General features: G+C 38.7%; 29 protein-coding genes and 2 riboswitches. Of the genes, 16 read left to right on the forward strand and 13 right to left on the reverse strand.

The annotated features are described in order from the left end of the window. Nucleotides 1-3 precede the first annotated feature (3 nt). The 3 genes from ACOMCU_RS07010 to ACOMCU_RS07020 form a co-directional block, all read right to left on the reverse strand. A complete protein-coding gene (locus ACOMCU_RS07010) occupies nucleotides 4-675 on the reverse strand; it encodes a methionine ABC transporter permease (RefSeq protein WP_010857877.1) in 672 nt (223 codons plus the stop codon). Further along, entirely contained in the window at nucleotides 668-1,693 is a 1,026-nt protein-coding gene (locus ACOMCU_RS07015) for a methionine ABC transporter ATP-binding protein (protein WP_010857878.1), read from the reverse strand. Before ACOMCU_RS07015 ends, ACOMCU_RS07010 begins: the two co-directional genes overlap by 8 nt. Before the next feature lie 63 nt (nucleotides 1,694-1,756). After that, complete coding sequence (locus ACOMCU_RS07020; protein ID WP_010857879.1) at nucleotides 1,757-2,587, reverse strand: MetQ/NlpA family ABC transporter substrate-binding protein; 831 nt, start codon at nucleotides 2,585-2,587, stop codon at nucleotides 1,757-1,759. A 90-nt stretch (nucleotides 2,588-2,677) separates the two neighbouring features. Next, a riboswitch (SAM riboswitch) is annotated at nucleotides 2,678-2,781 on the reverse strand. A 204-nt stretch (nucleotides 2,782-2,985) separates the two neighbouring features. On the opposite strand from ACOMCU_RS07020, the gene ACOMCU_RS07025 reads away from it, so the two are divergent. Continuing rightward, nucleotides 2,986-3,489 carry a PPC domain-containing DNA-binding protein gene (locus tag ACOMCU_RS07025; RefSeq protein ID WP_010857880.1) on the forward strand — a complete coding sequence of 168 codons (504 nt, stop codon included), beginning with the start codon at nucleotides 2,986-2,988 and terminating at the stop codon, nucleotides 3,487-3,489. Between the two features lie 52 nt (nucleotides 3,490-3,541). Here the strand turns inward: ACOMCU_RS07025 and ACOMCU_RS07030 are convergent, their stop codons facing one another. Further along, a complete protein-coding gene (locus ACOMCU_RS07030; RefSeq protein WP_421049757.1) occupies nucleotides 3,542-4,708 on the reverse strand; it encodes a pyridoxal phosphate-dependent aminotransferase in 1,167 nt (388 codons plus the stop codon). A 93-nt stretch (nucleotides 4,709-4,801) separates the two neighbouring features. Between ACOMCU_RS07030 and ACOMCU_RS07035 the strand changes: the two genes are divergently transcribed. Beyond that, nucleotides 4,802-5,593, forward strand: a complete 792-nt coding sequence (locus tag ACOMCU_RS07035) for a carbon-nitrogen family hydrolase (RefSeq protein WP_421049758.1) — start codon at nucleotides 4,802-4,804, stop codon at nucleotides 5,591-5,593. A gap of 202 nt (nucleotides 5,594-5,795) precedes the next feature. On the opposite strand, the gene ACOMCU_RS07040 is transcribed toward ACOMCU_RS07035, so the two are convergent. Beyond that, nucleotides 5,796-6,962: an FtsW/RodA/SpoVE family cell cycle protein gene (locus tag ACOMCU_RS07040; RefSeq protein ID WP_421049759.1), complete on the reverse strand. Its 1,167-nt coding sequence runs from the start codon at nucleotides 6,960-6,962 to the stop codon at nucleotides 5,796-5,798. Between the two features lie 175 nt (nucleotides 6,963-7,137). On the opposite strand from ACOMCU_RS07040, the gene ACOMCU_RS07045 reads away from it, so the two are divergent. After that, nucleotides 7,138-8,811, forward strand: coding sequence for a methyl-accepting chemotaxis protein (locus tag ACOMCU_RS07045; RefSeq protein WP_421049760.1), 1,674 nt, complete (start codon nucleotides 7,138-7,140; stop codon nucleotides 8,809-8,811). A gap of 339 nt (nucleotides 8,812-9,150) precedes the next feature. Beyond that, complete coding sequence (locus ACOMCU_RS07050) at nucleotides 9,151-10,104, forward strand: L-threonine 3-dehydrogenase (protein WP_421049761.1); 954 nt, start codon at nucleotides 9,151-9,153, stop codon at nucleotides 10,102-10,104. A 472-nt stretch (nucleotides 10,105-10,576) separates the two neighbouring features. On the opposite strand, the gene ACOMCU_RS07055 is transcribed toward ACOMCU_RS07050, so the two are convergent. Then, entirely contained in the window at nucleotides 10,577-11,059 is a 483-nt protein-coding gene (locus ACOMCU_RS07055) for a QueT transporter family protein (RefSeq protein ID WP_010857887.1), read from the reverse strand. A gap of 8 nt (nucleotides 11,060-11,067) precedes the next feature. Beyond that, nucleotides 11,068-11,112: riboswitch (PreQ1 riboswitch) on the reverse strand. A gap of 341 nt (nucleotides 11,113-11,453) precedes the next feature. Here ACOMCU_RS07055 and ACOMCU_RS07060 point away from each other — a divergent pair. The 3 genes from ACOMCU_RS07060 (at nucleotide 11,454) to ACOMCU_RS07070 (ending at nucleotide 14,385) form a co-directional block, all read left to right on the forward strand. Further along, the gene (locus tag ACOMCU_RS07060) at nucleotides 11,454-12,476 is read left to right on the forward strand and encodes an ABC transporter substrate-binding protein (protein WP_421049762.1); all 1,023 of its coding nucleotides are present in this window, start codon (nucleotides 11,454-11,456) and stop codon (nucleotides 12,474-12,476) included. Between the two features lie 93 nt (nucleotides 12,477-12,569). Next, nucleotides 12,570-13,598: an ABC transporter permease gene (locus ACOMCU_RS07065; protein ID WP_421049763.1), complete on the forward strand. Its 1,029-nt coding sequence runs from the start codon at nucleotides 12,570-12,572 to the stop codon at nucleotides 13,596-13,598. Beyond that, entirely contained in the window at nucleotides 13,591-14,385 is a 795-nt protein-coding gene (locus tag ACOMCU_RS07070; RefSeq protein WP_421049764.1) for an ABC transporter ATP-binding protein, read from the forward strand. The genes ACOMCU_RS07065 and ACOMCU_RS07070 overlap by 8 nt, the downstream gene beginning before the upstream one ends. A 166-nt stretch (nucleotides 14,386-14,551) precedes the next feature. On the opposite strand, the gene ilvA is transcribed toward ACOMCU_RS07070, so the two are convergent. Beyond that, nucleotides 14,552-15,814, reverse strand: coding sequence for a threonine ammonia-lyase IlvA (gene ilvA / locus ACOMCU_RS07075; protein WP_010857892.1), 1,263 nt, complete (start codon nucleotides 15,812-15,814; stop codon nucleotides 14,552-14,554). A gap of 293 nt (nucleotides 15,815-16,107) precedes the next feature. On the opposite strand from ilvA, the gene ACOMCU_RS07080 reads away from it, so the two are divergent. Then, nucleotides 16,108-16,851: a TerC family protein gene (locus ACOMCU_RS07080; RefSeq protein ID WP_010857893.1), complete on the forward strand. Its 744-nt coding sequence runs from the start codon at nucleotides 16,108-16,110 to the stop codon at nucleotides 16,849-16,851. Between the two features lie 49 nt (nucleotides 16,852-16,900). Here ACOMCU_RS07080 and bshB2 read toward each other — a convergent pair whose 3' ends face one another. Continuing rightward, complete coding sequence (bshB2, locus tag ACOMCU_RS07085; RefSeq protein ID WP_010857894.1) at nucleotides 16,901-17,590, reverse strand: bacillithiol biosynthesis deacetylase BshB2; 690 nt, start codon at nucleotides 17,588-17,590, stop codon at nucleotides 16,901-16,903. A 13-nt stretch (nucleotides 17,591-17,603) separates the two neighbouring features. Beyond that, on the reverse strand, nucleotides 17,604-17,954 hold the full coding sequence (locus ACOMCU_RS07090; RefSeq protein WP_143997162.1) for a YojF family protein: 351 nt from the start codon (nucleotides 17,952-17,954) through the stop codon (nucleotides 17,604-17,606). A 304-nt stretch (nucleotides 17,955-18,258) separates the two neighbouring features. Between ACOMCU_RS07090 and ACOMCU_RS07095 the strand changes: the two genes are divergently transcribed. After that, nucleotides 18,259-19,779 carry an aldehyde dehydrogenase family protein gene (locus ACOMCU_RS07095; RefSeq protein ID WP_010857896.1) on the forward strand — a complete coding sequence of 507 codons (1,521 nt, stop codon included), beginning with the start codon at nucleotides 18,259-18,261 and terminating at the stop codon, nucleotides 19,777-19,779. A gap of 21 nt (nucleotides 19,780-19,800) precedes the next feature. After that, complete coding sequence (locus ACOMCU_RS07100) at nucleotides 19,801-20,163, forward strand: DUF779 domain-containing protein (protein WP_421049765.1); 363 nt, start codon at nucleotides 19,801-19,803, stop codon at nucleotides 20,161-20,163. A 74-nt stretch (nucleotides 20,164-20,237) separates the two neighbouring features. Here the strand turns inward: ACOMCU_RS07100 and ACOMCU_RS07105 are convergent, their stop codons facing one another. Then, entirely contained in the window at nucleotides 20,238-20,519 is a 282-nt protein-coding gene (locus ACOMCU_RS07105) for a hypothetical protein (protein ID WP_421049766.1), read from the reverse strand. A gap of 170 nt (nucleotides 20,520-20,689) precedes the next feature. Between ACOMCU_RS07105 and ACOMCU_RS07110 the strand changes: the two genes are divergently transcribed. Beyond that, nucleotides 20,690-21,238, forward strand: coding sequence for an acyl-CoA thioesterase (locus ACOMCU_RS07110; protein WP_010857899.1), 549 nt, complete (start codon nucleotides 20,690-20,692; stop codon nucleotides 21,236-21,238). Between the two features lie 102 nt (nucleotides 21,239-21,340). On the opposite strand, the gene thiD is transcribed toward ACOMCU_RS07110, so the two are convergent. After that, a complete protein-coding gene (gene thiD / locus ACOMCU_RS07115; RefSeq protein WP_010857900.1) occupies nucleotides 21,341-22,171 on the reverse strand; it encodes a bifunctional hydroxymethylpyrimidine kinase/phosphomethylpyrimidine kinase in 831 nt (276 codons plus the stop codon). A 175-nt stretch (nucleotides 22,172-22,346) separates the two neighbouring features. Between thiD and ACOMCU_RS07120 the strand changes: the two genes are divergently transcribed. From ACOMCU_RS07120 to ACOMCU_RS07140, 5 genes are all read left to right on the forward strand, one after another. Then, the gene (locus ACOMCU_RS07120; protein ID WP_010857901.1) at nucleotides 22,347-23,024 is read left to right on the forward strand and encodes a uracil-DNA glycosylase; all 678 of its coding nucleotides are present in this window, start codon (nucleotides 22,347-22,349) and stop codon (nucleotides 23,022-23,024) included. A 75-nt stretch (nucleotides 23,025-23,099) separates the two neighbouring features. Then, a complete protein-coding gene (locus ACOMCU_RS07125; RefSeq protein ID WP_010857902.1) occupies nucleotides 23,100-23,279 on the forward strand; it encodes a hypothetical protein in 180 nt (59 codons plus the stop codon). Beyond that, nucleotides 23,276-23,542, forward strand: a complete 267-nt coding sequence (locus ACOMCU_RS07130) for a YwdI family protein (RefSeq protein WP_010857903.1) — start codon at nucleotides 23,276-23,278, stop codon at nucleotides 23,540-23,542. Before ACOMCU_RS07125 ends, ACOMCU_RS07130 begins: the two co-directional genes overlap by 4 nt. 90 nt (nucleotides 23,543-23,632) lie before the next feature. After that, nucleotides 23,633-24,013: a DUF423 domain-containing protein gene (locus ACOMCU_RS07135; RefSeq protein ID WP_010857904.1), complete on the forward strand. Its 381-nt coding sequence runs from the start codon at nucleotides 23,633-23,635 to the stop codon at nucleotides 24,011-24,013. Nucleotides 24,014-24,247: 234 nt separating this feature from the next. Further along, nucleotides 24,248-25,426 carry a M20 family metallopeptidase gene (locus ACOMCU_RS07140; RefSeq protein ID WP_010857905.1) on the forward strand — a complete coding sequence of 393 codons (1,179 nt, stop codon included), beginning with the start codon at nucleotides 24,248-24,250 and terminating at the stop codon, nucleotides 25,424-25,426. Nucleotides 25,427-25,466: 40 nt separating this feature from the next. On the opposite strand, the gene gerQ is transcribed toward ACOMCU_RS07140, so the two are convergent. After that, nucleotides 25,467-25,802: a spore coat protein GerQ gene (gene gerQ / locus ACOMCU_RS07145; protein WP_010857906.1), complete on the reverse strand. Its 336-nt coding sequence runs from the start codon at nucleotides 25,800-25,802 to the stop codon at nucleotides 25,467-25,469. Between the two features lie 20 nt (nucleotides 25,803-25,822). Then, the gene (locus ACOMCU_RS07150) at nucleotides 25,823-26,248 is read right to left on the reverse strand and encodes a cell wall hydrolase (protein WP_010857907.1); all 426 of its coding nucleotides are present in this window, start codon (nucleotides 26,246-26,248) and stop codon (nucleotides 25,823-25,825) included. Nucleotides 26,249-26,333: the final 85 nt, after the last annotated feature.

Raw genomic sequence — 26,333 nt, forward strand, 5'->3', positions numbered from 1 at the left:
CTATTAGTCTTTTTTTAGTTTTGCAGCAAAGCGGTTACCAAGAGATTGGATACTTTGGACAAGAATTATTAAAATAAAGACAGTTGCATACATCACATCAACTTCATAGCGTAAGTGACCATAACGATATGCTAAGTCACCTAGACCACCAGCTCCGACCATTCCCGCCATTGCAGTTGCTCCGATAAGGCCAACAGTGGCGATAGTTAGTCCTAAAATAATGGATGGACGAGCTTCACGTAGTAATACATGCCAAATTATATGACGACGTTTAATACCCATTGCCGTATAAGCTTCCACGACCCCAGCATCCACCTCTAATAGCGCTGTTTCCATTAAACGAGCAATATAAGGGGCTGTATAAATGACAAGTGGAACAATGACACCCTTTACGCCAATCGTTGTCCCAACGATTATCTTCGTAAATGGTAAGATGAAGAACAGTAAAATGATAAATGGTACAGAGCGAACGATATTAATGAGTAAATTGACAAGTTGATACAAAAATTTATTTTCAAAGGATTGTCCAGGGCGAGTTAAAACAATTAAAAGCCCTAAAGGAATACCGATTAAGATCGAGAAGAATAGGGAAATACCAACCATTTGGAAGGTTTCAATCATAGATTTTCCAATAATGTCAGACCAATTTGTAAAAAAGTTTTGAATGCTATCCATGTAGTTCGCCTCCCAAATCCTCAATGGCTACGCCGTTTTCTGTAAAAAACGTAAGTGCTTTTTGTACGATATGTACTTCACCATGTAAATGAACGACAATATTACCGACAATGCCATTTTTTAATTCAATAATATTGGCTGTTAAAATGTTAGGCTGTACATCGTAAATTTTGCTTACTTCGGCTAGTAAAGGTTTCCCTGTACTTTCGCCTAGAAAAGTTAAACGAATGACACTACCTGAAACATTTAACTGTTCGATTAACGTAGGGGATAAATTCCGTTGTGAAATAGTATTTAAAAATTTTCGAGTCGTTGGATGTTGGGGTCTAGCAAATAGCTCAATAGCGTTCCCAAATTCTACGACTTTACCAGCTTCAAGAACCGATACATCATCGCAAATTTTTTGTATAACATTCATTTCATGCGTAATTAGCAAAATCGTAATGCCAAGCTCACGATTAATTTTTAGCAATAGCTCTAAAATGGCTTCCGTTGTTTCGGGATCGAGTGCACTTGTTGCTTCATCACTTAGTAAAATTTCTGGCTCTTGTGCAAGTGCACGAGCAATCGCAACACGTTGTTTTTGACCACCTGATAATTGACTTGGATAGCTATCTAATTTCTCTGTCAGACCAACAATTTCAGCGTACTTGGCCACACGATTTTTCACTGCCGTATCGTTATAGCCAAGTAGCTTTAACGGTACGGCAATGTTGTTATAGACCGTTGCCGTTTTTAAGAGATTAAAATGTTGGAAAATCATGCCGATCTTTTGGCGTGTTTGGCGAAGATCATTTAATGACAGGGTTGTAATATCTACGTTATTAATGAAGACTTTGCCTGCTGTTGGACGTTCTAACAAATTCACGCATCGAATAAGTGTACTTTTTCCGGCACCACTGTAGCCAATAACCCCATGAATTTCACCTTTTTTCACATGAAGATTAATGCCATCGACTGCTTTGACAGTACCTGTTTTTGTTTTGAATTCTTTTGATATATTTTGTAGTTGAATCATATGTTACTTCTCCTTCCTAAAGGAAAAAGTTACCGTTTAGACGGTAACTTTTGTCGTGTTGTATTACCAGCTTGGAATTACAGAACCATCGAATTCTTCCTCAATAAATTTACGTACTTCGTCAGATTGATAAGCATCTATGAATTTTTTAATCGTTGGGTCTTCTTTGTTTTCAGCACGCACAACAATGTAGTTTACATATGGAGAGTCAGTAGATTCTAAAAGAATGGAATCTGCTTTAGGATTAATGCCAGCTTCAAGTGCGAAGTTCGTATTAATAGCCGCTACATCTACTTCACTTAATTGCTTTGGAATTTGTGCAGCTTCTAATTCAATGAATTTGAAGTTCTTTTTGTTTTCTTCCACATCGTGAATGGATGCTGTCAGGCCAGTGCCTTCTTTTAATTTAATATAGCCTGCTTCTTGCAGAACAAATAAGGCACGGGCACCGTTTGTCGGATCATTTGGCAAACCAAATGTTGCACCGTCAGGAATTTCATCTAATGATTTATATTTTTCAGAGTATACACCCATTGGATTTAAAATTGTTTTTCCAACAGGCACTAAATCTGTATCATGGTCTTTGTTAAAAGTATCTAGAAACGGTTCATGTTGATAGCTGTTGGCATCTAAATCACCTTGTGATAATGCAGTATTCGGTAAAACGTAATCAGAGAAAGATTTTAGTTCAACCTCTAAGCCATTTTCTTTTGCTACTTTCGCAGCAACCTCAGCAATTTGTTCGTGTGGGCCAGATGTTACGCCAACTACGATTTTATTTTCATTAATAGCCTCGCCATTACCTTTGCTGTCTTCCTTACTACCGCAGCCGACTAATGCCACTGCTAATGTGAGACTTGCTAAACCTACTAAAAATTTGCTTTTCTTTTTCATGAAAAATTACCTCCAAAATTGTTTTATCGGTTTTTGAAAATAAAAAAAACTCTCTTACAAACTTAAGAGAGGCTCATGAAAAGATGTCCTCTCTTATCTTTCAAACGGATATCGTTTGCAGGATTTAGCACCTTCCCTAAAAGGGGGGTTGCCGAGCTTCATAGGGCCAGTCCCTCAGCTACTCTTGATAAGAGATTTATAGTATTTTTGTAAATCCGATAGAACTAATATAATTTATAGGTTATATTAAGTCAATGAATATTTTTAATATTTTATAAAATTAAATTATAATCAATGAGGTTTTTGGAGGATAGAAATTGCTGTGAAGACGATGGTGCTGGGCGTGAAGTCTCCTCAGTGATATGTGAATATAATTATTCAGGGAAAGAGGTTTTTTTATGTCTGTAAGGGTTAATTATGGAGTAGGGTCATTTGGTAGAGTTATTAGTGCACGCATTTTAATGGGGACAGATATTGTTGAGGGAATTGAGGCTGTATGTGAAGAGAATGGAATTGAATCAGCAACAATTGTTAGCTGTATCGGTAGTTTTCTAAAAAGTAGCTTTGTTTATTTAGTACCAGATGAAACAGCTAAAATTAACGTACGCTTTAGTGAAATAATTGAAAAGGAAGGGCCGCTTGAATTTATACAAGGTTCTGGCGTTGTCTGTAAGCGTGACGGCATCTATGAAACGCATTTTCATGGATCGATGAGTGATCAATGGGGGTGTGTGTCTGGCGGCCATTTGATTAAAGGTGGCAGTCCAGTTATTACCGCAGATGTTGTTTTAGCAGAGGTGCAGGGCGTACAGCATTTTAGACGTTTGGATGAAGAGACAGGACATGTTCAATTTTATCCGCTAGAAGAAGGATTAAAGAGTCCTCGACAAATAAATAAATAAATAAGAAAAACTGTCCAATCAGTATAAACACGTTGATTGGACAGTTCGTCGTCTAATGAAATAACTTTAATTTCTCAATTCTCATAATGGCTTCACGTAAGCGTTCCTCACTAACAAGTAAGCCAACACGGACAAAGCCTTCACCATAGTCACCAAAGCCATTTCCTGCAGCGACCGCAATATCTGCTTTATCGAGTAACAAATCGGCAAATTGCTCACTTGTATAACCGAATGGAACAGGAAGCCATGCAAAGAATGAACCTTTTGGTGCTGTTACCTGCCAGCCAATTCGTTGGGCTTCTTCAACGAGAACGTTTCGACGCCGCTCATAGGTTGCTCTTAGCTCTATCGTACAATCCTGTGAGGAAGTAAGGGCTATAGCGGCTGCCTGTTGAACGGCAGGGAATTGGCTACAAAATAGATGATCCTGAATAACATTAATCGCTTCAATAATTTTGGGGTTTCCAACGGCAAAACCAATACGCCAGCCGGCCATATTAAACGTCTTAGATAACGTATACATTTCAATGCCGACATCTTTTGCGCCCTCAGCTTGCAGGAAGCTGATAGGCTTATTGCCATCAAAGCCAATTGCGCCATAAGCAAAATCATGTGATACGATAATATTGTGCTCTTTTGCAAAACGAACTGTTTCTTCAAAAAACTCAAGTGTCGCTGTACCACCAGTGGGATTATTCGGATAGTTTAAGTAAAGTAACTTGGCACGGGCTTTTACTTCGTCTGACAAAGCATTATAATCAGGCAAGAAGTCGTTTTCCGCAAAAAGCGGCATGACATCAAAATTAACATCACCTAGTACAACGCCTGATAAGTAATCAGGATAGCCTGGATCAGGTAACAGCATATAGTCGCTAGGATTTAAAACAGCCAGTGGTAGTTCAACAAGGCCGATTTTTGTACCTCCGAGAATGACCACCTCTGTTTGAGCATCAATGTCGACATTGTATTCACGTTTGTAAAAATCAGCTGCAGCTTGACGCAATTCTGCTATACCACGAAATGGAGAGTATTTATGATGTTGCGGGTTTTCAGCTGCTTGTTGTAAGGCTTCGATAATATGTGGAGGTGTAGGCTGATCGGGATTGCCTTGTCCAAGATTAATAACATCTCGTCCTTCTGCAAGGGCCGAGTTGACTTTGTGCACAAGTGCCGCGAAAAATTGAGTTGGCAGTTGCTGTAGTTTTTTAGAGAATTCCATGTACTTTCACCTTTTTCAGAATATAATAATTATTGTAGATATGTTGCAAATAGTATTACTTTTTTTACATATTGTCTAGAGGGGGAATGAAAAATGAAAATCGGTTGTATTCAATTAAACGTAGGTTTTGGCAAAGTAGAAGAAAATTTTGCTCGAGCAGAGGAAAAGATTCGTGAGGTCGCAAGCCTTGGTGCAGAGATGATTGTACTACCAGAGATGTGGAATACAGGTTATGCGCTTGAAAAATTACCAGAGCTTGCGGACGTCGATGGCGAGCGTACAAAATTATTTTTACAAAATTTAGCGAAAGAGCTAGGTGTACATATTGTTGGAGGCTCAGTATCAACGAAGAAGGGCGATAAGTTTTACAACACAATGTATACGTTCGATAACAATGGGGTGCAGGTCGGAGAATATAACAAGGCTCATCTATTCCGCTTAATGGACGAGCATTTATATTTAGAAGCAGGAGACGAAATGAATCGCTTCGCACTTGGTGATATTGAGGCAGCAGGTGTAATTTGTTATGATATCCGCTTCCCAGAATGGTTACGTGCCCATGCATTAGATGGCGCGAAGGTCTTATTTGTACCAGCACAATGGCCAACGCCACGCATCGATCACTGGAAAACGCTATTACAAGCACGTGCCATCGAAAATCAATGCTTCGTCATTGCGGTCAATCGTATAGCGAAAAAGGTAGAAAACTTCAATGGACAATCCATGATTATTCAGCCGTGGGGAGAGGTACTGTGGGTTGGTGCAGAGGACGAAGAAGTGGCTGTTATTGATGTAGACTTCTCAATCGTCGATGAAGTACGAGGTAGAATTCCTGTTTATGATGACCGTAGACCTGGATTATATAGTGGCGTTGTCATGAAATGAAATTAAAGAAGGTTCACCATAGAAAGCTGCCTCTTAAAGCCAAAAAACGGTTTAAGGGCAGCTTTTTCTTTTAATAGGGGAAATGTACAGGTAATTACAGCATAAGAAAGGCTAGACGAAGTATCAGTATAAGCAAAACTACTCCAGTTAATAGTAGTAATAATAAAATGCGCTTTTTTAAAGTACTGTCCATATTTTCCTCCTATTTCCTATAAGTAAACATGTAACCGTTATAGGATTTATGTATCACCATTACAATGCCCATTAACATAAAGTTTGATAGAAGAGAGCTACCTCCATAACTTAAAAATGGCAGTGTTACACCTGTTACTGGCAAAAGTCCGAGTGTCATACCAATATTTTGTGTAATTTGGAATGCTAATAAACTGGAAATACCAGCCCCCATTAATGTCATAAATGGATCTCTGGCTTGGACGGTGATAAGTACAATACGATAAATTACAAAAAATAACAATGCGATTACAAAGGCACCACCTGCAAAGCCTAATTCCTCAGCAATAGCAGAAAAAATGAAATCCGTATGCTTTTCTGGAACGTAGACATTGTTGTTTAAGTACCCCTTCCCAGTAGTTTCTCCTGATCCAATTGCCAAAAATCCTTGTCGTACTTGAAAAGAGGAGTCGGGATATTCATAAGGTTGCAGCCAACCATAAATACGAGATACCTGATGTCCAGATAATTTTCCTAGTAGTTTTTCTGTAAAAAAATCATTAAATTTTACATAAAGAATAACTACGGTACTGACAATGACCAATGGGATAGTCGTAAAGGCTACCAGTAATTTTGTTTGTATGCCAGAAAAGAAAATCATCGGTAAAATCATCGCCATATATAACATAACCATGCCTGTATCTGGTTGCTTATAAACAACAAGTGTCGGTGGAATAACAATAAGTGCAATTTTAAGTAGTAGACCTAAATCTGTTAAATAAGAAGGACGTACATACTTTTCCTGATGAGCCACAATGACCTTACCGACAACTATTAAAAAAGCAAATTTCAAAAATTCTGATGGCTGCAGAGAACCTAAAAGTGGAATCTGATACCAAGACTTAGCTTCATTCACTGTACGTGCAATACTCTCTGGTGCCACAATTAACCCAACTGTCAACAAAACCATTAATCCGTAAAATGGCCAACCGATTTTCTTTAATTGTTCAACATCAAGTGTAGCCACACCAATCATCATTGAAAAACCGATAAGGTAAAAGATACTTTGTTTTATAATGAAAGAACTTGTGTATTGTTCGAATACTACACTTCCAGAATGTACAAAGAGACAACTAATTACACCGAGCAACAATAGACTAACAACTAAACTCCCATCCAATTTCTTAAGTTGCATCATGCAAACACCCCCTTCTGTGTAAAAATGTGTATATACATACAAAACGCTGGAAATGTGTGGAAGGTTGCTTGTTAAGAAGATAGCAAAATTCTTCGAGTAATTTTTACAAAAACATAACACTGGCTTTATATCTTCATACTATGATTATTGGTAAGAGTTGGAGAAGGAGCCAAAGATGATGCAATTTTTTCGTTACATTAAGGTAAAGGATAAACTACTGGTTCTAATGATTGTTTGTGTACTATCAAATGTGCTTCTAGGAGTATTTAGTGTAGATTACTTGCGAAAAATGTCATGGCATGCGAGTGAAAGTTATTCGCAGGGACTTGTACCTATTGGATGGTTGAACGGCTTAGAGGAGGCACAGAGACAATTAGATTTTTTAGTTAGTTCTAATGGTACTAATCAAGAGTTGGCTGCAATCTTTAAAAAAATTGAACAGCCTATAGGTCAATTGGAGAATATAGATATCGATAAAAAGATGAATCACCAAGTGAAAAAGTATAAAGCATTACTAGCACAGCAAGTGGAAATGATCGAAAACTATCAGCAGTTAGATAGCGATGAACGGGAACAATTTTATGAGCAGACATTTTTGTCAGTTAGCCAAGAAAGCCATACACTATTAGAAGAAACACAAAGTTATTTAGTGCAGAGAGCAGAGGAACAGCAGCAAGCCTACCAAAAAGATATGAAATTTGGTTATTGGTTACTCGGCGGCGTATGCCTATTCGTAGTGCTTTTAGTAATTTTCATCGGTTTTATAGCTACAAAGGCGGTTAATGTGCCAACGCGTCAGTTAAAGTCATTATTAAAACGTGCTGAGCAGGGGGATTTCACGGCAAATGCAAGCTATGTGGCACATGATGAGCTCGGGGAAGTTGTGTTGTCCTACAATCAGATGGCTACTGAGGTGAAGCAATTACTTCATACGGTAACACAGAGTGCACAAGAGGTTGAAGGAATGACAGAGATGTTGCAGTTATCGTCGGAACAATCTTCAACAACTACGCTCAAAATTGCAAAGGATGTGCAAACGATTTCTGATGCTACAAGTGCCTCAACTTTAAAATTAGCCTCCAATACAGCCTCTCTGGAAGAGGTGCTAAATGGTGTACAGGTCATTTTAGAGAAAATACAACTTGTGGAGAGTTTTGCCCATGAGACCGCGCGAGATGCAGAAAGCGGAACGGAAATAGTCCAAGCGAATTTAGCACAAATACAGGCTATTAAACATGCAGTGGAAAAATCGAATACAGCCATTTTTACCCTTGTTGAGCGGGCGGCAACCATTGATCATATGGTGGAAGTGATAGAGAAAATCACGGCACAAACGAACCTGCTAGCACTGAATGCCTCCATTGAAGCTGCTAGAGCGGGAGAGCATGGCAAGGGCTTTGCAATCGTTGCTAACGAGGTACGCAAACTCGCAGAACAAACAGTGCATTCAACGCAAACGATTACGTCCATTGTACAAAATATTCACGTAGATTCTAACTATGCTGTACAAATGATGGAGGGTGTATTAACAGCGACTGAAAAAGGTGTGAATGTAACAGGACAAACAGCAACCAGCTTTGATCATATTTTAGAAAAAGTACATACTATAAAACCTTATATAGTGGAGGTATCAGCTACGGTTCAAGCAATAGCGGATCATACGAAAAAGGTTAATGAGGATGCGGTCATGTTAACCTCACTTTCAGACACAAATGCCACCTCTACCAAACATGTTGCGAAACTAACGACAGATCAATTAGCAGCACAGCAACAATTTCATAACTATATAAAAGAATTACGAAAAGTATCTAAGGTATTACAAATTGCCGTAAAACGTTTTTTAATATAATAAAAGTTAGGTAATAAATGGATCGAGAATATAAGGGAACTTTCTTTACGTTATAGAACATAAAGAAAGTTCCCTTTTTTATGCAATAATAACGTTTTTGTGTTTTTGGAGTAAACAATTGTATTTATCAACTTGTTGCTGAACGTTTTTTATTTGAATCCATATACTAATAATAAGGGTTTTTTCGTTAAAGTTTTAAAAGTTATGAACATTGGTATTGTGTTTTTATTATGAACACTTTATAATAAAAATCAGTTAAAATGTTATTAAATCAATGTTTATATGTATAATATTGTGCTTTCCAAGAGTACAATTGTTCACAGGTGGAGGTTTGGAGAAATGGAAAAGATTATGGTAACAGGAGCCCTTGGTCAAATCGGTTCTGAACTAGTTGAAAAACTTCGTGGTATTTATGGAGAGGACAACGTGCTAGCTACTGATATTCGGAAGCTTGAACATACAAAGGGTCCGTTCGAAGTACTGGACGTGACGGATGGACAAAGAATGCACGATTTAGCTAAAGATTTTGGAGCAGATACGATGATGCATTTAGCAGCATTATTATCCGCAACTGCCGAAAAAAATCCTTTGTTCGCATGGAATTTAAACATGGGTGGTTTAATGAATGCCTTAGAAGTATCGCGTGAATTAAACTTACAATTTTTTACTCCTAGTTCAATTGGTGCATTTGGTCCTTCAACGCCAAAGGATAATACACCACAGGATACATTACAGCGACCAACTACTATGTATGGGGTAAACAAAGTAGCTGGTGAATTATTATGTGACTATTATTTTGATCGTTTTGGGGTAGACACAAGAGGTGTGCGCTTCCCAGGGCTGATTTCTTATGTGACCCCTCCAGGTGGTGGTACAACAGACTATGCGGTAGAGATTTTCTATGAAGCCATTGCGCAAGGTAAGTACACATCTTACATTCAAGAGGGTACGTACATGGATATGATGTATATGCCAGATGCATTACAGGCTATTGTAGATTTAATGGAGGCAGATGGTAAGAAATTAATTCATCGCAATGCCTTTAATATAACTGCTATGAGCTTTGAGCCATCTCAAATTGCAGCTGAAATTAAAAAGCATCTGCCACATTTCCGTATGGATTATATGGTTGATCCAGTGCGCCAAGCAATTGCTGACAGTTGGCCAAACTCTATAAATATTGAAGCTGCCCAAAATGAATGGGGCTTTAAGACGGAGTATGATTTAGCAAGAATGACAGCAGATATGCTGGAGAAATTAAAAATTAAGCTTCAAAAAAAGGCGATATCCTAATAAAAGATTGAACACGACTCTATTCCCATGTGGATACAATAGAGTCTTTTTTTTTGTTCATCACCAAAAGTCGAAGGTGACATTTGTTATAACTTATGCCCAGTAGATAAGTTGATTGGAGTGGCGGCTGGACGTCTCCTTAGGGATCAGCGGCTCATCGGACGCCCCCAGGAAAGCGTTCAGTCGGAACGGAAATCAACCACAAGTTTTGGGGATGAGTCTTTTTTTATAAAAAATACAATTTATCTCCATGAAAAAGAAAGTGTAGGGAATATATAGCGCAAGTACAAATAGCCCCTATTAACGACGGTAGTACGCTACGAGCAACTATTTTCTACCTTTTTTGTCTTTGCCATGTCCAATTAGCTGTCAAGAAAAGAAAAATTGTGTCACTTAATTTCATAAATTCCTACAATAAAAAAAGACGAATCTTGAAGAAGACTCGTCTCTTTATATAGATTACTGGATTAAGTTATATCCAATCTTTGAAGTTTAAACGTTTGTTCAGTATATACATGATTGGTGCACCGACTGCTAGTACAACAAATTCACCTACAGCAACTGTTAGCCATGTCCAGAAAAATGGCAATTCTAAGGCTAAGTTCAATTCAAAGGCGATTATGAACATTGTGCATGTAAATAATAATGTGTTGACGAATAAGCGTGCCCAAATATTTTTTACAAATTTACATATAAGTATGAACAGACCTAGCGTAATCATCGAATGTCCAACGCCGAAAACTAAATCGTAAATGCCAAGAGGTGAAAATATATTTGAGATAAATACGCCAATAATAATTCCTACGGCAAAACGTGGATTAAAGGCAACTAAATGATTAAACATTTCCGATACTCGGAATTGCACTTCTGTAAACCCGAATGGTGCAACAAGCAAAGTGACAGCAATATACAATGCTGCAATAATACCACTTGCTGCTAAAAATTTTACTTTCATCTATTCATTTCTCCTTAGTTTTTTTTCGTGGGATGGTTACGAACCACGGTGCTTTTACACAGATAAATATTTTAGTATAAAACTAACAAGGAAGTCAAATGTCAAAATAATAAAAGTCATTTATAAAAAGTAAAGTCCAAAATTTTACTTCGCAAAATTGTCATAAAATAATTTGAATGGATGCTAAAATTATTACTTTCATTAAAATGGCGTAGTTTAGCGGTTTAAAGCGGCAAATTAAATGAAGAAGTAAAATATTTCGTTAAATATAAAAGTCAGAACATTCATAATGTTGTTGACGAACATCAATAATAACGATAATATAGCGATACGTTCACACTTTGTTTGAGTGAAGTGTGATAGATAATAGAGATAATAGTCGGGGGGATTATTTGTGAAGCGCAATATGAAAAAGCTTTCGTTCCTATTATTTGGGTTAGTATTAATGCTTGCTGCATGTGGTAGCGGTGGTTCAAGTTCAACTGAATCAAAGGGTGACGAGAAGAACAATGCAAGTGAAAGCGGCTCTGCAGATGAAAAAACATATAAAATCGGGATTACTCAAATCGTTGAGCATCCATCGTTAAATGCAGCGACTGAAGGCTTCAAAAAAGCCATTGAAGATTCGGGCTTAAAGGTAGAATATGATTCGCAGATTGCTCAAGGCGATAACAGCTTAAACACAACAATCGCAAATAACCTAGTAAGTGCAAATGTCGATTTAATCTTTGCCAACTCTACACCATCTGCACAGGCAGCAGCTACTGCAACTAGCGATATTCCAGTCATCTTTACTTCCGTAACAGACGCAGTTGGCGCACAATTAATTGCGTCAATGGAAGCACCAGGTAAAAACGTAACAGGAACGATCGATTTACACCCTGATACAATTACCAAAACGGTGGCCTTATTAAAAGATTTAGGTGCTAAAAACGTTGGTATGGTCTACAACGCTGGTGAGCAAAACTCAGTAGCACAGGTAACTGAAGTGAAAAAGATAATGGGCGAGCAGGGCTTAACTGTAAAAGATGCTTCAGCAGCCACTTCAGCTGATGTCAAACAAGCGGCGGAATCACTAATTGGAAAAGTAGATGCATTCTATATTATTACTGATAATACGGTCGTATCTGCCCTTGAGTCAGTGATTGATGTAGCAGCAGCAAATAAATTACCACTTATCGTGGGTGAACTTGACTCTGTAGCACGTGGCGGTTTAGCTGCATACGGCTTTGAGTACTTTGATATTGGCTATGAAGCTGGCCAAATGGCAGTGAAAATTTTAAAAGGTGAAGCAACACCAGCTGAAACACCAGCTCAATATCCACAAAACTTAAAATTATTAGTGAACAAAAAAGTTGCTGATGCTTTAGGTATTGAGATTAAAGATTCTTGGGGTGCTGAGCTTTTAGAAAAATAATGCTCAAAGTGGCATCATATTTAGGTGAAGCGGGGGAGGCTTGTCCCCGCTTTATCTTCATTTTTTACGATAATTTTAGGAGATGATTCGATTATGTTTACAGCAATATTTGGCTCAGTGGAGCAAGGAATCATCTATGCAATTATGGCACTTGGTGTGTATTTAACATTCCGTGTGTTAGATTTTCCGGATTTAACGGTTGATGGAAGCTTTGTAACAGGGGCGGCTACAGCAGCGACAATGATTCTGCTAGGCTATCACCCAATCTTAGCGACTTTAGTGGCAATTGTTGCTGGATTTATTGCTGGATGTATGACAGGAATTCTTCACACAAAAGGGAAGATTAACCCACTTTTAGCAGGGATTTTAATGATGATAGCTTTATATTCTATTAACCTACGTATCATGGGGTTAACTGCAGAAAATACGATAGGTCGTCCGAATATTCCACTACTGAACTCAGAAACATTGTTTTCAAAGTTCCAAGTATTTTGGAGTAATTTAGGTATCGATGCTGCATTAAATAACGTATTAAAAGGCATCGGCATTCAGCAAGTACCGTCAACATGGAGTACACTGATTGTAGTATTATTCATCACGATTTTAATTAAAATTATTGCAGACTGGTTCTTAAAAACAGAAGTCGGGCTGGCTATCCGAGCAACTGGTGATAATAAACGTATGATTCGTAGTTTCTCTGCGAATACAGATACACTTATTATTCTTGGGCTAGGTCTTTCCAATGCACTTGTCGCATTTTCTGGAGCTTTAATCGCACAGTATTCAAAGTTCTCTGATGTCAGTATGGGGATAGGGATGATTGTTATTGGTCTTGCCTCGGTTATTATCGGAGAAGCGATTTTCGGAACAAAAACAATTATGCGTACGACTTTGGCTGTTATTGCGGGTGCTATTATTTACCGTATTATTTTAGCGTTAGCATTACGTGTAGATTTCCTAGATTCAGGGGATATGAAATTAATTACAGCAATTATTGTTATTTTAGCGCTGATCGTGCCGCAGTTTGTGGATAAAAACAAAGAGCGAAAACGTAAAGCAAAGCGTGCTGTAGAACGTGCACAAGTAAAAACGGCTGAGCAAGGGGGAAAAGGTCTTGCTTAAATTGGATGGTATTAACAAAATTTTTAATGAAGGCACACCAGATGAAAAAGTCGCACTTGCTGATATCGATCTGCATTTAAAGCCAGGTGATTTCGTGACAATCATTGGTAGTAATGGCGCTGGAAAATCAACAATGATGAATATGATTTCTGGAGCATTAACACCCGACTTCGGTACAGTACGAATTGACAGTACTAATGTAACGGGGTTACCAGAATATAAACGTTCACACTATATTGGTCGTGTATTCCAAGACCCGATGGCAGGCACTGCGCCGACAATGACCATTGAAGAAAATTTGGCACTAGCTTACTCTCGCAATAAAAGCCGGGGCATACGTGTTGGCGTTGATAAAAAACGGCGTGAATTTTTTAAGGAATCATTAGGCATGCTTGGCTTAAATCTAGAAAATCGCTTATCAGCGAAGGTTGGCTTGCTTTCAGGTGGTGAACGTCAAGCGCTGTCTCTTTTAATGGCAACATTCACGAAGCCATCGATCTTGTTGCTAGATGAACATACAGCTGCCCTTGACCCGTCACGTGCGGAGCTAATTACACGCATTACAAAACATCTAGTTGAAAAAGATAACTTAACGACGTTAATGGTAACGCACAACATGCAACAAGCGTTAGACTTAGGAAATCGCCTCATTATGATGGATAAAGGTCAAATTATTTTAGAAGTTGGTGAGGACCGCAAGCATGAACTTACAATTCCAGATTTAATGGCAGAATTCGAACGCATACGTGGAGAGAAGATGAACTCTGACCGCGCACTGCTAGGATAATTTCAACGCCCATACCTCGGTATGGGCGTTTTTGTCGATATTTTTGAGAAGTTGGGCGATAAACAGGCAAAAGTTATCGATAAAATCGAAGTTTGTTGGGATAAATAAAGAAATGTTGAAATCCACAAAAAATCACACTCGCATACAAGCAAGTGTGACGAAATAGTTATACTAACAAGCCAAACAATTGAAGGTCATTATTAACTTCTTTATAGTTGAAGCCAAACTCTTTCATGCGTGCAAGTAGTCCTTCATAGTCGTTTCGGTTGCCGAGCTCAATACCAACTAGTGCAGGCCCACTTTCCTTGTTGTTTTTCTTCGTATATTCAAAAGTAGTAATATCATCATTTGGCCCTAGGACACTTGTTAGAAATTGGCGAAGAGCACCAGCTCGTTGAGGGAAGCTTACAATGAAGTAGTATAGTAAGCCTTCATGAATTAGAGATTTCTCTTTAATCTCTTGCATACGACCGATATCATTGTTGCCACCACTGATGATGACAACGACTGATTTCCCTTTAATTACTTCTTTATAGTTATCAAGTGCAGCTACTGATAAAGCACCAGCAGGCTCTGCGATAATGGCATGTTTATTATATAAATCTAATATAGTTGTACATACTTTTCCTTCAGGAACCAACACGATGTCGTCTAAATAACGGCGACAAACATCATATGTGTGGTTGCCGACACATTTTACTGCAGCACCATCGACGAATTTGTCGATCCAGTCAAGTGCCACAGCACCACCGTCTGCAAACGCCGCTTTCATACTACCTGCACCAGCAGGTTCAACACCAATAATTTTACTATTTGGAGATAGGTTTTTCACATAGGCAGAGACACCTGACATTAAACCTCCACCGCCGATGCTACCGAATACATAGTCGATTGGCTCCTCCATGTCATTCATGATTTCAACGGCAACAGTTCCTTGGCCTGCAATAACATCAAAATCATCAAATGGGTGAATAAAGATTTTTTCTTGCTCCTCACAGTAAGCGAATGCACTCTCGGCAGAATCATCAAATGTATCACCAGCTAGCATAATTTCTACGTATTCACGACCAAACATACGCACTTGGTCGATTTTTTGTTTTGGTGTTGTTTGAGGCATAAAAATACTCGCCTGAATTTTCAGTTGAGCACAGGCATAAGCAACACCTTGTGCATGATTACCTGCGCTTGCACAGACGACTCCCGCAATACGTGCCTCTTCTTCAATTTTTTTGATTTTATAGTAGGCACCGCGAAGTTTAAATGAGCGTACATGCTGCAAATCCTCGCGCTTAAAATAAATACTAGCACCATACTTCTCTGATAAATAATCGTTTTTTTGTAGTGGCGTATGCACAACTACATCTTTTAAAAAATGATGTGCAATTAAGATATTCTCAACTTGCACAGTTTTAGTTTCAGCAACTTCCATAGCATTCATCCTCCGTTTTACGTATAAAACATTCATTTATGATAGCATATTTTATCAGGTTTTTGTTATTAATTTTTAGTAAATTCTAAATTTTCGGTGTCTATTTTGAGGACACAGTAAATTCAATAAACGTGTATTGTAGAATAATTTATTGTGTTCGAGAATAATTGATTGTTTATCGAGTTTTATTGAACTATCATTACGATGCAAGTTGCGCAGAAAATACCTAACGATCATAAAGAAGAACGCTAAGCATATATTAGACTAGCTTAGCGCAAGTAGGGGGTAAGGTATTGGAAATCATTCATGGAATTCTATCTACATATATGCAATTTTTCGATTGGGAGATGTGGCGGGAAGTTTTAGCTGATCCTGTGTCGTGGGGATTAATATCATCACTAGTGATAATTGAGGGATTGCTATCAGCTGATAATGCGCTCGTACTAGCGGTACTTGTTAAACATTTACCAAATAAGCAACGGAAAAGAGCATTAATGTATGGAATGCTAGGAGCATATTTTTTCCGTTTCTTATTTATTGGAATAGGCGTTTATCTTGTAGAGTTTTGGTATATCAAAGTGTTAGGGGCAATGTATTTAGGTTGGATTTGTATTGCCCATTTCTTAAAAATAGGGGAAGAGGATAGTTTAAAGGAAGTAAAAAAGTCGGGGATAATGGTTCGGTTGTTTGGCGTTTTCTGGGCGACTGTTATTTCTGTAGAACTCATGGATATTGCATTTTCAATCGATTCTATTTTTGCTGCCTTCGCGATATCCGATCAAGTGTGGGTATTATTAGTTGGAGGAATGCTAGGCATTTTAATGATGCGCACAATTGCAGGTGCATTTTTAATCATCATTGAAAAAATACCTGAACTAGAGTCAACGGCATTTATCATTATTGGTATTATTGCACTCAAAATGCTCGTTACCGTATTTGGCGTGCACATTCCGCATTATATGTTTTTTGTCGTATTGCTCATCGCGTTCGTGATGACAATGATTGTGCATGTGGTCAATAAATTAAAAGTGGCCTAAATTGAAAAGCGGTTCTGTCCTCATTTACTAAAGAGGACAAAACCGTTTTTTATTTTACATATTGATCGGGGTTAATAATATAGAACCTTTCAACATTGAGCCAGCTTTCGCTCATTGGCTCGCCGTCATCAATGCGTTTTTCTGTTTCTTGCATCATCCAACCTGTTTGAGAGGCATGAGCTTGTAACGCTTTTAATTTATCCATCTTCATTTCACTTATATCTAATTGAATATGTGGTTCACCATTTTTTTCGATTGTATCATTGGCAAAGGCACAGCCTAAAATTTGTGGACGCGCTGCTGTTGGCATGCGACGAACGGCTTCCACTACAGCACGTGCAGTTGCTTCGTGATCTGGATGTACCGCAAAGCCAGGGAGGAAAGTGAAAATAAGTGAGGGCATTAATTCTTCAATCAAGCCCTCAACAAGTTTCACCATTTTTTCGTCATCTTCAAACTCGATTGTTTTGTCTCGGAGGCCAAGCATGCGCAAGTCTTGAATACCCATCGCCTCTGCAGCAGCTACAAGCTCCTTGCGACGAATTTCTGGCAATGATTCGCGCGTTGCAAATGGTGGATTACCTAAATTACGACCCATCTCACCTAATGTTAAACAGGCATATGTAACAGGCGTATTCATTTTCTTTGTATAATAAGCTATTGTTCCAGCAACTGAGAAAGCCTCATCATCAGGGTGAGGGTAAACAATTAAAATATGACGCTGTGGTTGTAAATTCAAATAGTCGTCCCCCTTAATAAGTAAATGGCGTTTCGCTAATTTCAAGTGCAATCGCCAATTTGCCAGAGTAGTCTAGTCCAGCCATTAACAAACGGCCTAAATCATCTAATTCATAATGTGTGATGCCTTGGGCGTAAACCCATCCATGCGCCATTTTTAAACCAACACGATGCGGTGAATCATCCACCACTTTCGCTAGTTCATAATTGATTTTTGCATTGCGAATAAAAGCACCAGCATTAAAAAATTTTTCGTCATAGTGTGCTGCATAAGAACCGTTTGTCGTCTCAAGATGAATGTAAACGTCTTTATTGGCGAAAGAATTCAATAATTCCTGCAACGTCTCTACCTGTATTTCCTGCATCTTAACACTCCTTTCACGATCGTTTCCCTTTTAAGTATAGTTAAAAAAGGTCACAAAGGGAAATTGAATGCCCTATTATCCATCAAATGATAATTTTTTCTCTGGATGAATCTGTGGTTTCTATATATTAAGATAATTATGTAATTCGATAAAGTTAGTTTTTTTAAGTTCAAATACTTGAATTAATTATATTAATGTAGCAATATAGGACACATGAAAGTTGATTCATATAAATCGAGTCGCTTGTCGCTTCGATTTATATTGTATGCGGTTTCATAATTTATAATGTTGGGAGATTTAAACTATGATTTATGCAAATCCTAATACTCCAGGAGCAGTTGTAAATTTCAAAGAGAAATATGATAACTTTATCGGTGGCGAATGGGTCGCTCCTGTAAAAGGTCAATATTTCGAGAATAAAACACCTGTAACAGGTCAAGTATTCACAAAAGCAGCTCGTTCAACTGTTGAAGATATTGAGTTAGCACTTGATGCGGCACATGCGGCGAAAGATGCATGGGGGAAAACTTCTGCAACAGAACGTGCAGCTATTTTAAATAAAATTGCTGATCGCATTGAAGAGAACTTAGAAATGATTGCTGTCGCAGAAACTTGGGACAACGGTAAAGCCGTGCGTGAAACATTAAATGCTGATATTCCTCTTGCAGCTGACCACTTCCGTTATTTCGCAGGTGCTATCCGTGCGCAAGAAGGACATACAACTCAATTAGATAACGACACAGTCGCTTATCACTTCCAAGAGCCACTAGGTGTAGTTGGTCAAATCATTCCTTGGAATTTCCCAATATTAATGGCGGCTTGGAAAATCGCGCCAGCACTTGCGGCAGGTAACTGTATCGTCATGAAACCTGCTGAGCAAACACCAGTTTCATTATTAGTTTTAATCGAAACAATCCAAGATGTTTTACCAAAAGGTGTACTAAATATCGTGAACGGTTTCGGTGTTGAAGTGGGTAAACCACTTGCAACAAATAAGCGTATCGCTAAAATTGCCTTCACTGGTTCTACTGCTGTTGGTCGTCAAATTATGCAATACGCAACTGAAAACATTATTCCAGTAACATTAGAACTTGGTGGTAAATCACCAAACGTATTTTTTGAAGATGTGATGGCTGCTGATGATGAATATTTAAATAAAGCAATTGAAGGCTTCGTGATGTTCGCTTTAAACTCAGGCGAAATTTGTACTTGTCCTTCTCGTGCTCTTATTCACGAATCCATTTACGATCAATTCATCGAACGTGCTTTAGAACGCGTAAAAGCTATTAAAATCGGTAACCCTCTGGATACAGAAGTGATGATGGGGGCTCAAGCGTCAGAGCAACAAAAACAAAAAATCCTTTCTTATTTACAACTAGGTAAGGAAGAAGGCGCTGAATGTTTAATCGGTGGGGAAGAAAATGTTCTTGACGGTGACCTTGCTGGTGGTAACTACATTAAACCAACAGTATTCAAAGGTCATAATAAAATGCGCATTTTCCAAGAAGAAATTTTTGGTCCAGTACTTGGTGTAACGACATTTAAAGATTTTGATGAAGCAATGGAAATCGCAAATGATACAGAATACGGTTTAGGTGCTGGTGTTTGGTCACGTTCTGGTGACACAGCATACCGCGCTGGTCGCGCTATCCAAGCTGGTCGTGTATGGACTAATACGTATCACCAATATCCAGCTGGTGCTGCATTTGGTGGGTTCAAACTTTCAGGTATCGGCCGTGAAAATCATGCGATGATGCTTGATCACTATCAACAAACCAAATGTATACTAGTTAACTATAAAGAAGAGGCGCAAGGTTTCTTCTAAGTTTAAAGGATGGATAAGTACATGGTAGAACAAGTGATTGCCACTAAAGAGGCTTTAAAATTAATTGAGCTTATTAAGAGTAGACATGGCGCTATCATGTTTTATCAATCTGGTGGCTGCTGTGAAGGCTCTGTACCGTTGTGTTATGTAGAAGGGGATTTTAAGCTCGGAGACAACGATATCTATCTTGGTACAATAGGTGACGTTCCTTTTTACATTCACAGGGCACAATATGAGTATTTCAAACATACGCAATTGATTATTGATGCGATGGTAGGTAGAGGTGCAAGTTTCTCTTTAGATAGTGTAGAAGAAATGCATTTTATCACGAAATCAAAAGTGTTCACAGCAGATGAGTATGAAGAAGTTAAGAAACTATTTTAATATAGCAAAGGAAACCACGATTCTCTTTTATGACGGAGGATCGTGGTTTTTTATCGATAATGGGTATGTATCTTCTAAAACCTAGGGAGCTTTTGTTCAATGGAATCTAAACGATCATTGACAGACTGTAATTGTTTACACATTTGTTTAAATTGCTGATGTTGATCAAGTGAATTAGACGATTTTAATTGTGCCGCTTCTTCTTCCTCTTGTAAGGCTAATATCGTGGCGAGGGTAGATAGCGAATAACCGAGCGTTAAAATAATTGAAGCGATTACTTCCACTTTAGAGGCAGTTAATTCCTCAAAAAGCAATCCAGGTTCTTCAGTTGCATCTTCAAGCTTACGTTTTTTCATATTTCTCCCTCCCATATACAGCTAATATATGGTGTGTAATGCGCTAAGGTATCTTGTCCAATTTTTTCATCCGTGCACAAAATTCTTAATTTTCTGTAAATAAAATTGATTTTCCTAGAAAAATATAGGATTATAAAAGGACAAAAAGATAATTTTGAGGAGGAATTGGTGTGAATAAAGAGTTTAAATATTGTAAGGAATCAAGAGTGATGCGGACTAGCCGAGTTTTTCCGAATGATGTTAACAATCATAATACGCTTTTTGGTGGGCGTTTAATGAGTGATATTGACCAAGTAGCCTCAATCTCTGCTGCAAAGCATAGTCGTAAAGATTGCGTCACAGCTTCGACGGATTCTGTGGATTTTTTGCATCCGATTCGCCCGACAGACTCAGTGTATTTCGAATCTTATGTTACATGGACTGGAACTTCTTCAATGGAGGTCTTTGTAAAGGTTATTTCGGAAAATTTAAAAACTGGAGAACGTAAAGTGGCTGCAACTGCTTTATTAACCTTTGTGGCATTAGATGAAAATAATCGACCAGCAGCAGTTCCGCGCGTTATACCTGAAACTGTTGAAGAGACGAAATTACATGAAACTGCGTCTGAACGGGCAAAGGCACGAACTGAGCGTAAAAAAGAAAGTAAGGCCATGGCTCGTTTTATTTCAATGAACGATCCATGGGATTATCGGCTCGAACTGATGGAGAACTACATGTAAAAAGGCATCTGATTAGTATTAAGATTCACTAATCAGATGCCTTTTTGTTTTGTTATATTGATGAGTTAGCCATTATAGTTTAAAAATATGTGCGCTTATGAATCAGATTTCAGTTACTGTTACTTCTGGTGCGCCGAAGCGTGATTTTGCACCATGCATAACTGGACCAACATAGTCATTTAACGCCCAACCATGAGCAATTGCAGCTGATACGAATTCTTTAGCTTCAATAACAGCTTCTTTTACAGATAGACCGTTTGCTAGGTTCGCTGTAACAGAAGCAGCAAACGTACAACCTGCTCCGTGATTAAAAGTGGAAGCTACTTTTTCCGATTCCAACAAGTAGAATGTAGTGCCATCGAAGAATAAGTCTGTAGCTTTTTCAGTCGCTAATGCTTTACCACCTTTTATCACGACAGCTTTAGCACCTAGTTCGTTAATTTTACGAGCAGCTACTTTCATGTCCTCGATTGTTTTTGGTGTACCAGTACCAGCTAATTGACCAGCTTCGAAAAGATTTGGTGTTGTGACAGCAGCAAGTGGTAATAGATGTTGAATCATGGCATCTGTGTTACCAGGGTTTAACACCTCATCATCTCCTTTACATACCATAACTGGGTCAATGACAACGTTTGAAGTGCCAGACTTTGCAATAGCGTCGCCAGCAATACGAATGATTTCTTCTGTTGAAAGCATCCCTGTTTTCACAGCATCAATGCCTGTCGATAGTGCTGTATCAATTTGTTTTTGTAAGAGCTCTGTTGGTAGTGGTGTAACATTGTGTGTCCAACCGTTTGGCTCCATTGTTACGACTACTGTTAGTGCAACCATACCGTATGTGCCATGTTCTTGGAATGTTTTAAGATCGGCTTGCATACCTGCGCCGCCTGATGTATCTGAACCTGCAATTGTTAATGTTTTTTTTAGAGCCATGTGAAAGATCTCCTTTATAATAAAAGTTTAAAGTTACCGTCTAGTATAGTCTGATTCTGATTCTATAAAAATAGTCAGAAATCAATATTTTTATAAGGTCAGCTTTATCTTAAACTTGAATTAGGCATTATTTTTTTGTACGGTTGTAATATAAAGAAAGGGGCTTTTATTTGCAATGAAACAAGTTTTCCCGAATGATTGGCAAACAATACTTGCTGATGAATTAGAAAAACCATATTATCAAGCACTCCGTCAATTTGTAGCATTCGAAAATTCAACCCAAACAATATATCCACCGTTGAACGATGTTATGAATGCGTTTTATACCACAGCTTATCGTGATGTGAAGGTCGTGATTTTAGGACAAGATCCTTATCATGGTCCCAACCAAGCACATGGTTTAAGTTTTTCTGTGAAGCCAGGTATTTCACATCCACCAAGTTTACGTAATATGTTACAAGAATTACAGGACGATATGGGTTGTCCCATTCCACAGGATGGCACGTTAACAAAATGGGCACAACAGGGTGTTATGCTCTTGAATACAGTTTTAACAGTACGGGCAGGTCAGGCGAATTCCCATAAGGAGCAAGGATGGGAGCAATTTACAGATGCAGTGATTGAAAAACTAGCATCAAGACAAAAGCCAATTATTTTTGTGCTATGGGGTAAACCAGCGCAGCGAAAAAAACAATTAATTTGTAATTATTCAACTCCCCATATCATCTTAGAAGCACCACATCCGAGTCCACTAAGTGCATACCGTGGTTTTTTTGGGAGTAAGCCCTATTCCAGGGTAAATGAACAACTAGTAGCGTGGGGGGAGAAACCAATCGACTGGTGTTTAGTGTAGATTGGCACAAATCGTTTACTTTATACACATTAAAAATCATGGTACAGTTAATATAGAAGAAAGAGAGGGACAACGATGCAGGTGAATTGTTTCAAATGTCAATATTTTAAAGTAACATGGGACCCGCAAACACCACGAGCCTGTGTGGCATACGGCTTTAAGACAAAACAAATACCATCCGTTGTTGTCAAACAATCCTCTGGAATGAACTGCTTAAAATTTGTGCCAAAAGAAGAAAGTGGGAGAGCGCAATGATTTCTTATCAAGCCGTACTACAGCAACTTGAAAAACAATTAGCCGATGCAAAAAATGCAGCAAGTGAACAACAAATACGTGAGACACTAACGGCTATTCGTGCGTTATGTGATGTAGTGTTAGATCTTCCTGCAGAAGCTCCAAAGGCACCAACAAAACATTTGCCACAAATGTTAGCTACGGGGTCTACACCATCGAGCATATACACAGCGAAGATTGAAGAGGATGACGGTGCAAACGGCGATTCGATTTTTGATTTTTAAGCCAAGATAATGAACAATTGGGTTTTACTTAAAGTGTTAAGGAAACTCAAATATGAGACTATCGAGTAAATAAAAGGCAGGGTAAACGACATGAAAAGATTTATTGTCACAGGCGCACTTCACGGCTTTTTAGCAGTAGCATTTGGTGCATTCGGTGCACATGCATTAAAAGAAAGATTAGACGATTATGGCCAAGGTATTTGGGAAACGGCAGTACAATACCAAATGTTTCATGCGACAGGCTTACTTGTGATTGGTCTATTAATGAGCACAAAATTACTAGGTGAAGTAAAACAATTAAATGTAGCTGGTATCTTCTTTAACTTAGGTATAGTCTTCTTTTCCGGCAGCCTATATGTGTTAGCATTAAGCGGCATAAAAGTGTTAGGTGCTATTACACCAATTGGTGGGGTGCTATTTTTAACAGGATGGGTACTTATTATACTAACAGTCCTTAAACAAGCAAGATAACAATTTCAATCACTCCCTCACATAAAAATGTAAGGGAGTATTTTGCTTTTATTGGTCATTACTTGGGTAACCGGTAGAACCGCACGGGTGTATCAATATCAAAAAATTAGCCAATCACTCTCCTCTCTATACTAGATACATATTAAATTCAATTCCTATTGTTTTTGTAAGGATTTATGAGGTACACTATGATTACCAGAAAAATTCGACAATAAGAAAATGGGGAGATGCTATATGGAAAGATTATTTACATTACTCGATGAAAACTATGAAGAAATAGTAGCAATCCGTCGTCATTTACATGAGTATCCTGAGTTATCTTTTGAAGAAGTGGAAACACCAGCATATATTGCTGCTTTTCATAAAGCATTAGGGCATGAGGTACGCGAGCAGGTGGGAGAACGTGGCGTTGTTGCTACATTGTATGGTGCGAAACCAGGAAAAACGGTGGCGCTACGTGCGGATTTTGATGCATTGGCGATTCAGGAGGAAAATGAAGTTCCTTATAAGTCAAAGATAGCTGGTAAAATGCATGCATGTGGACATGATGGACATACAGCTACTTTGCTTGGGCTCGCAAAGGCGTTAAATGCCATGAAGGGTGAGCTTGCCGGTAATGTGGTGTTTATTCATCAGTACGCGGAGGAAATTGCACCGGGTGGGGCCAAACCGATGATTGAAGATGGTTGTTTAGACGGAGTAGACGTGATTTTTGGTACACATTTATGGGCGCCAACACCGCTCGGTGATATATTGGTGCGCGATGGTGCTATTATGGCCGCTGCCGATAAGGCGGAAATCCTTATTCAAGGAAAAGGTGGTCATGGTGCGGAGCCACATCATTCAATTGATGCTGTTGTGCTTGCTTCACAGTTTGTCATCAATGCTCAGCAACTTGTCTCTCGCCGTATTGATCCATTAAAATCTGCAGTTTTAACAATTGGTCATTTTGAAGCGATTAACCCGTTCAATGTCATTGCAGAACGAGTTGCATTGACGGGGACAGTTCGTACATTTGAGGAGCAGGTACGTACGCAAATGGAACAGGAGTTGGAGACTGTATTAAAGGCGACTTGCCTTGCCTTTGGTGCAAGCTATGAATATCGTTATACTAGAGGTTATCCACCTGTCTATAACCATGTAAAAGAAACAGCATTTGTTGCACAGCTTGCAGTTGATGTACCGGGGGTTGAAAATGTCATTACATGTCCACCATTCATGATAGGTGAAGACTTTGCATATTATCTCGAAAAAGTACCAGGTACATTTTTCTTCACAGGTGCAAAAAAGCCTGAGTGGGATACAGCCTATCCACATCATCATGCACGTTTTGATTTTGACGAACGTGCAATGTTAATTGCGGCAAAAACATTAGGAAAAGCAACATTGCAATATTTACAAAATCATCATTAAAAAATGAGCTGTCCAATTTTATGGACAGCTTATTTTTTTGTTATGGATTTTGGTTAAAATAAGACATTTCCTCATCATATTCGGCAAAGTCAAAATAAATCATTGGGAATAAGAACCGGTGATTGGATTTCAGCTCACGTAATATCACATGATCCCGTCCAGCAGCTTCTACCACACCTCGTACTGTTTTCGTGTTCTTTCCTTGTTCTACAGCATGCTCAAAAGAAAAGTGGAAAGTTCCAGGCTTACCGCGATTCAATCGTAAAATGTTTTCGATATACGATTCTTCACGTCCGGGTGGCCGTCCGCTTGGAAGCGTCACTGCTGGAGGTGTCATTTGTTGCTGAGGTGTCGGTGTCCAATAGTAAGGCATCATAAGTAACAACCTTCTTTCAATTAAATTTGTGGACAATCACTTTCAGTTGGTGAGAAAAAGCAATGCGATTTAAAACGACCTGTGTTCCATTGACCGTACCATTGCGCAGGGCAGTCACCCGGTGGCATGAAAAACCAAAGAGAGCGGGTAGATGGATGAAATCTTTCACCTTGAATAACTCTTTTCGCTAATTTGAGATCTTGTGACCGTGCACGTTGATAAAAATAGCCCTTTGTTGTTGCCTCAAAGCCTCCAGGACGCTGAAAAACCATTTGCTCAAGCGTTCGAATATCACCAAAATCAAGACAATCTGCTCGGACACGATTGACGCCAACATTGCCGACCATGAGCATACCTAAATCTCCGTCACCTTCTGCTTCGGCACGCATTAGCCTTGCGAGCAGAGCTGTCTGTGCATCATTCGTCTTTATAACAGCGATTTTCATACCTCCTCGCAGACAGTATATGCATGAAGGTATTGTAGACATGTTTGATTTTGATGAGAAAGAAATTCACCTTTTGAAAATATTA

Origin of the sequence: Lysinibacillus sp. UGB7, from assembly GCF_049058285.1 — a bacterium.
Taxonomy (GTDB): Bacteria; Bacillota; Bacilli; order Bacillales_A; family Planococcaceae; genus Lysinibacillus; species Lysinibacillus sphaericus_B.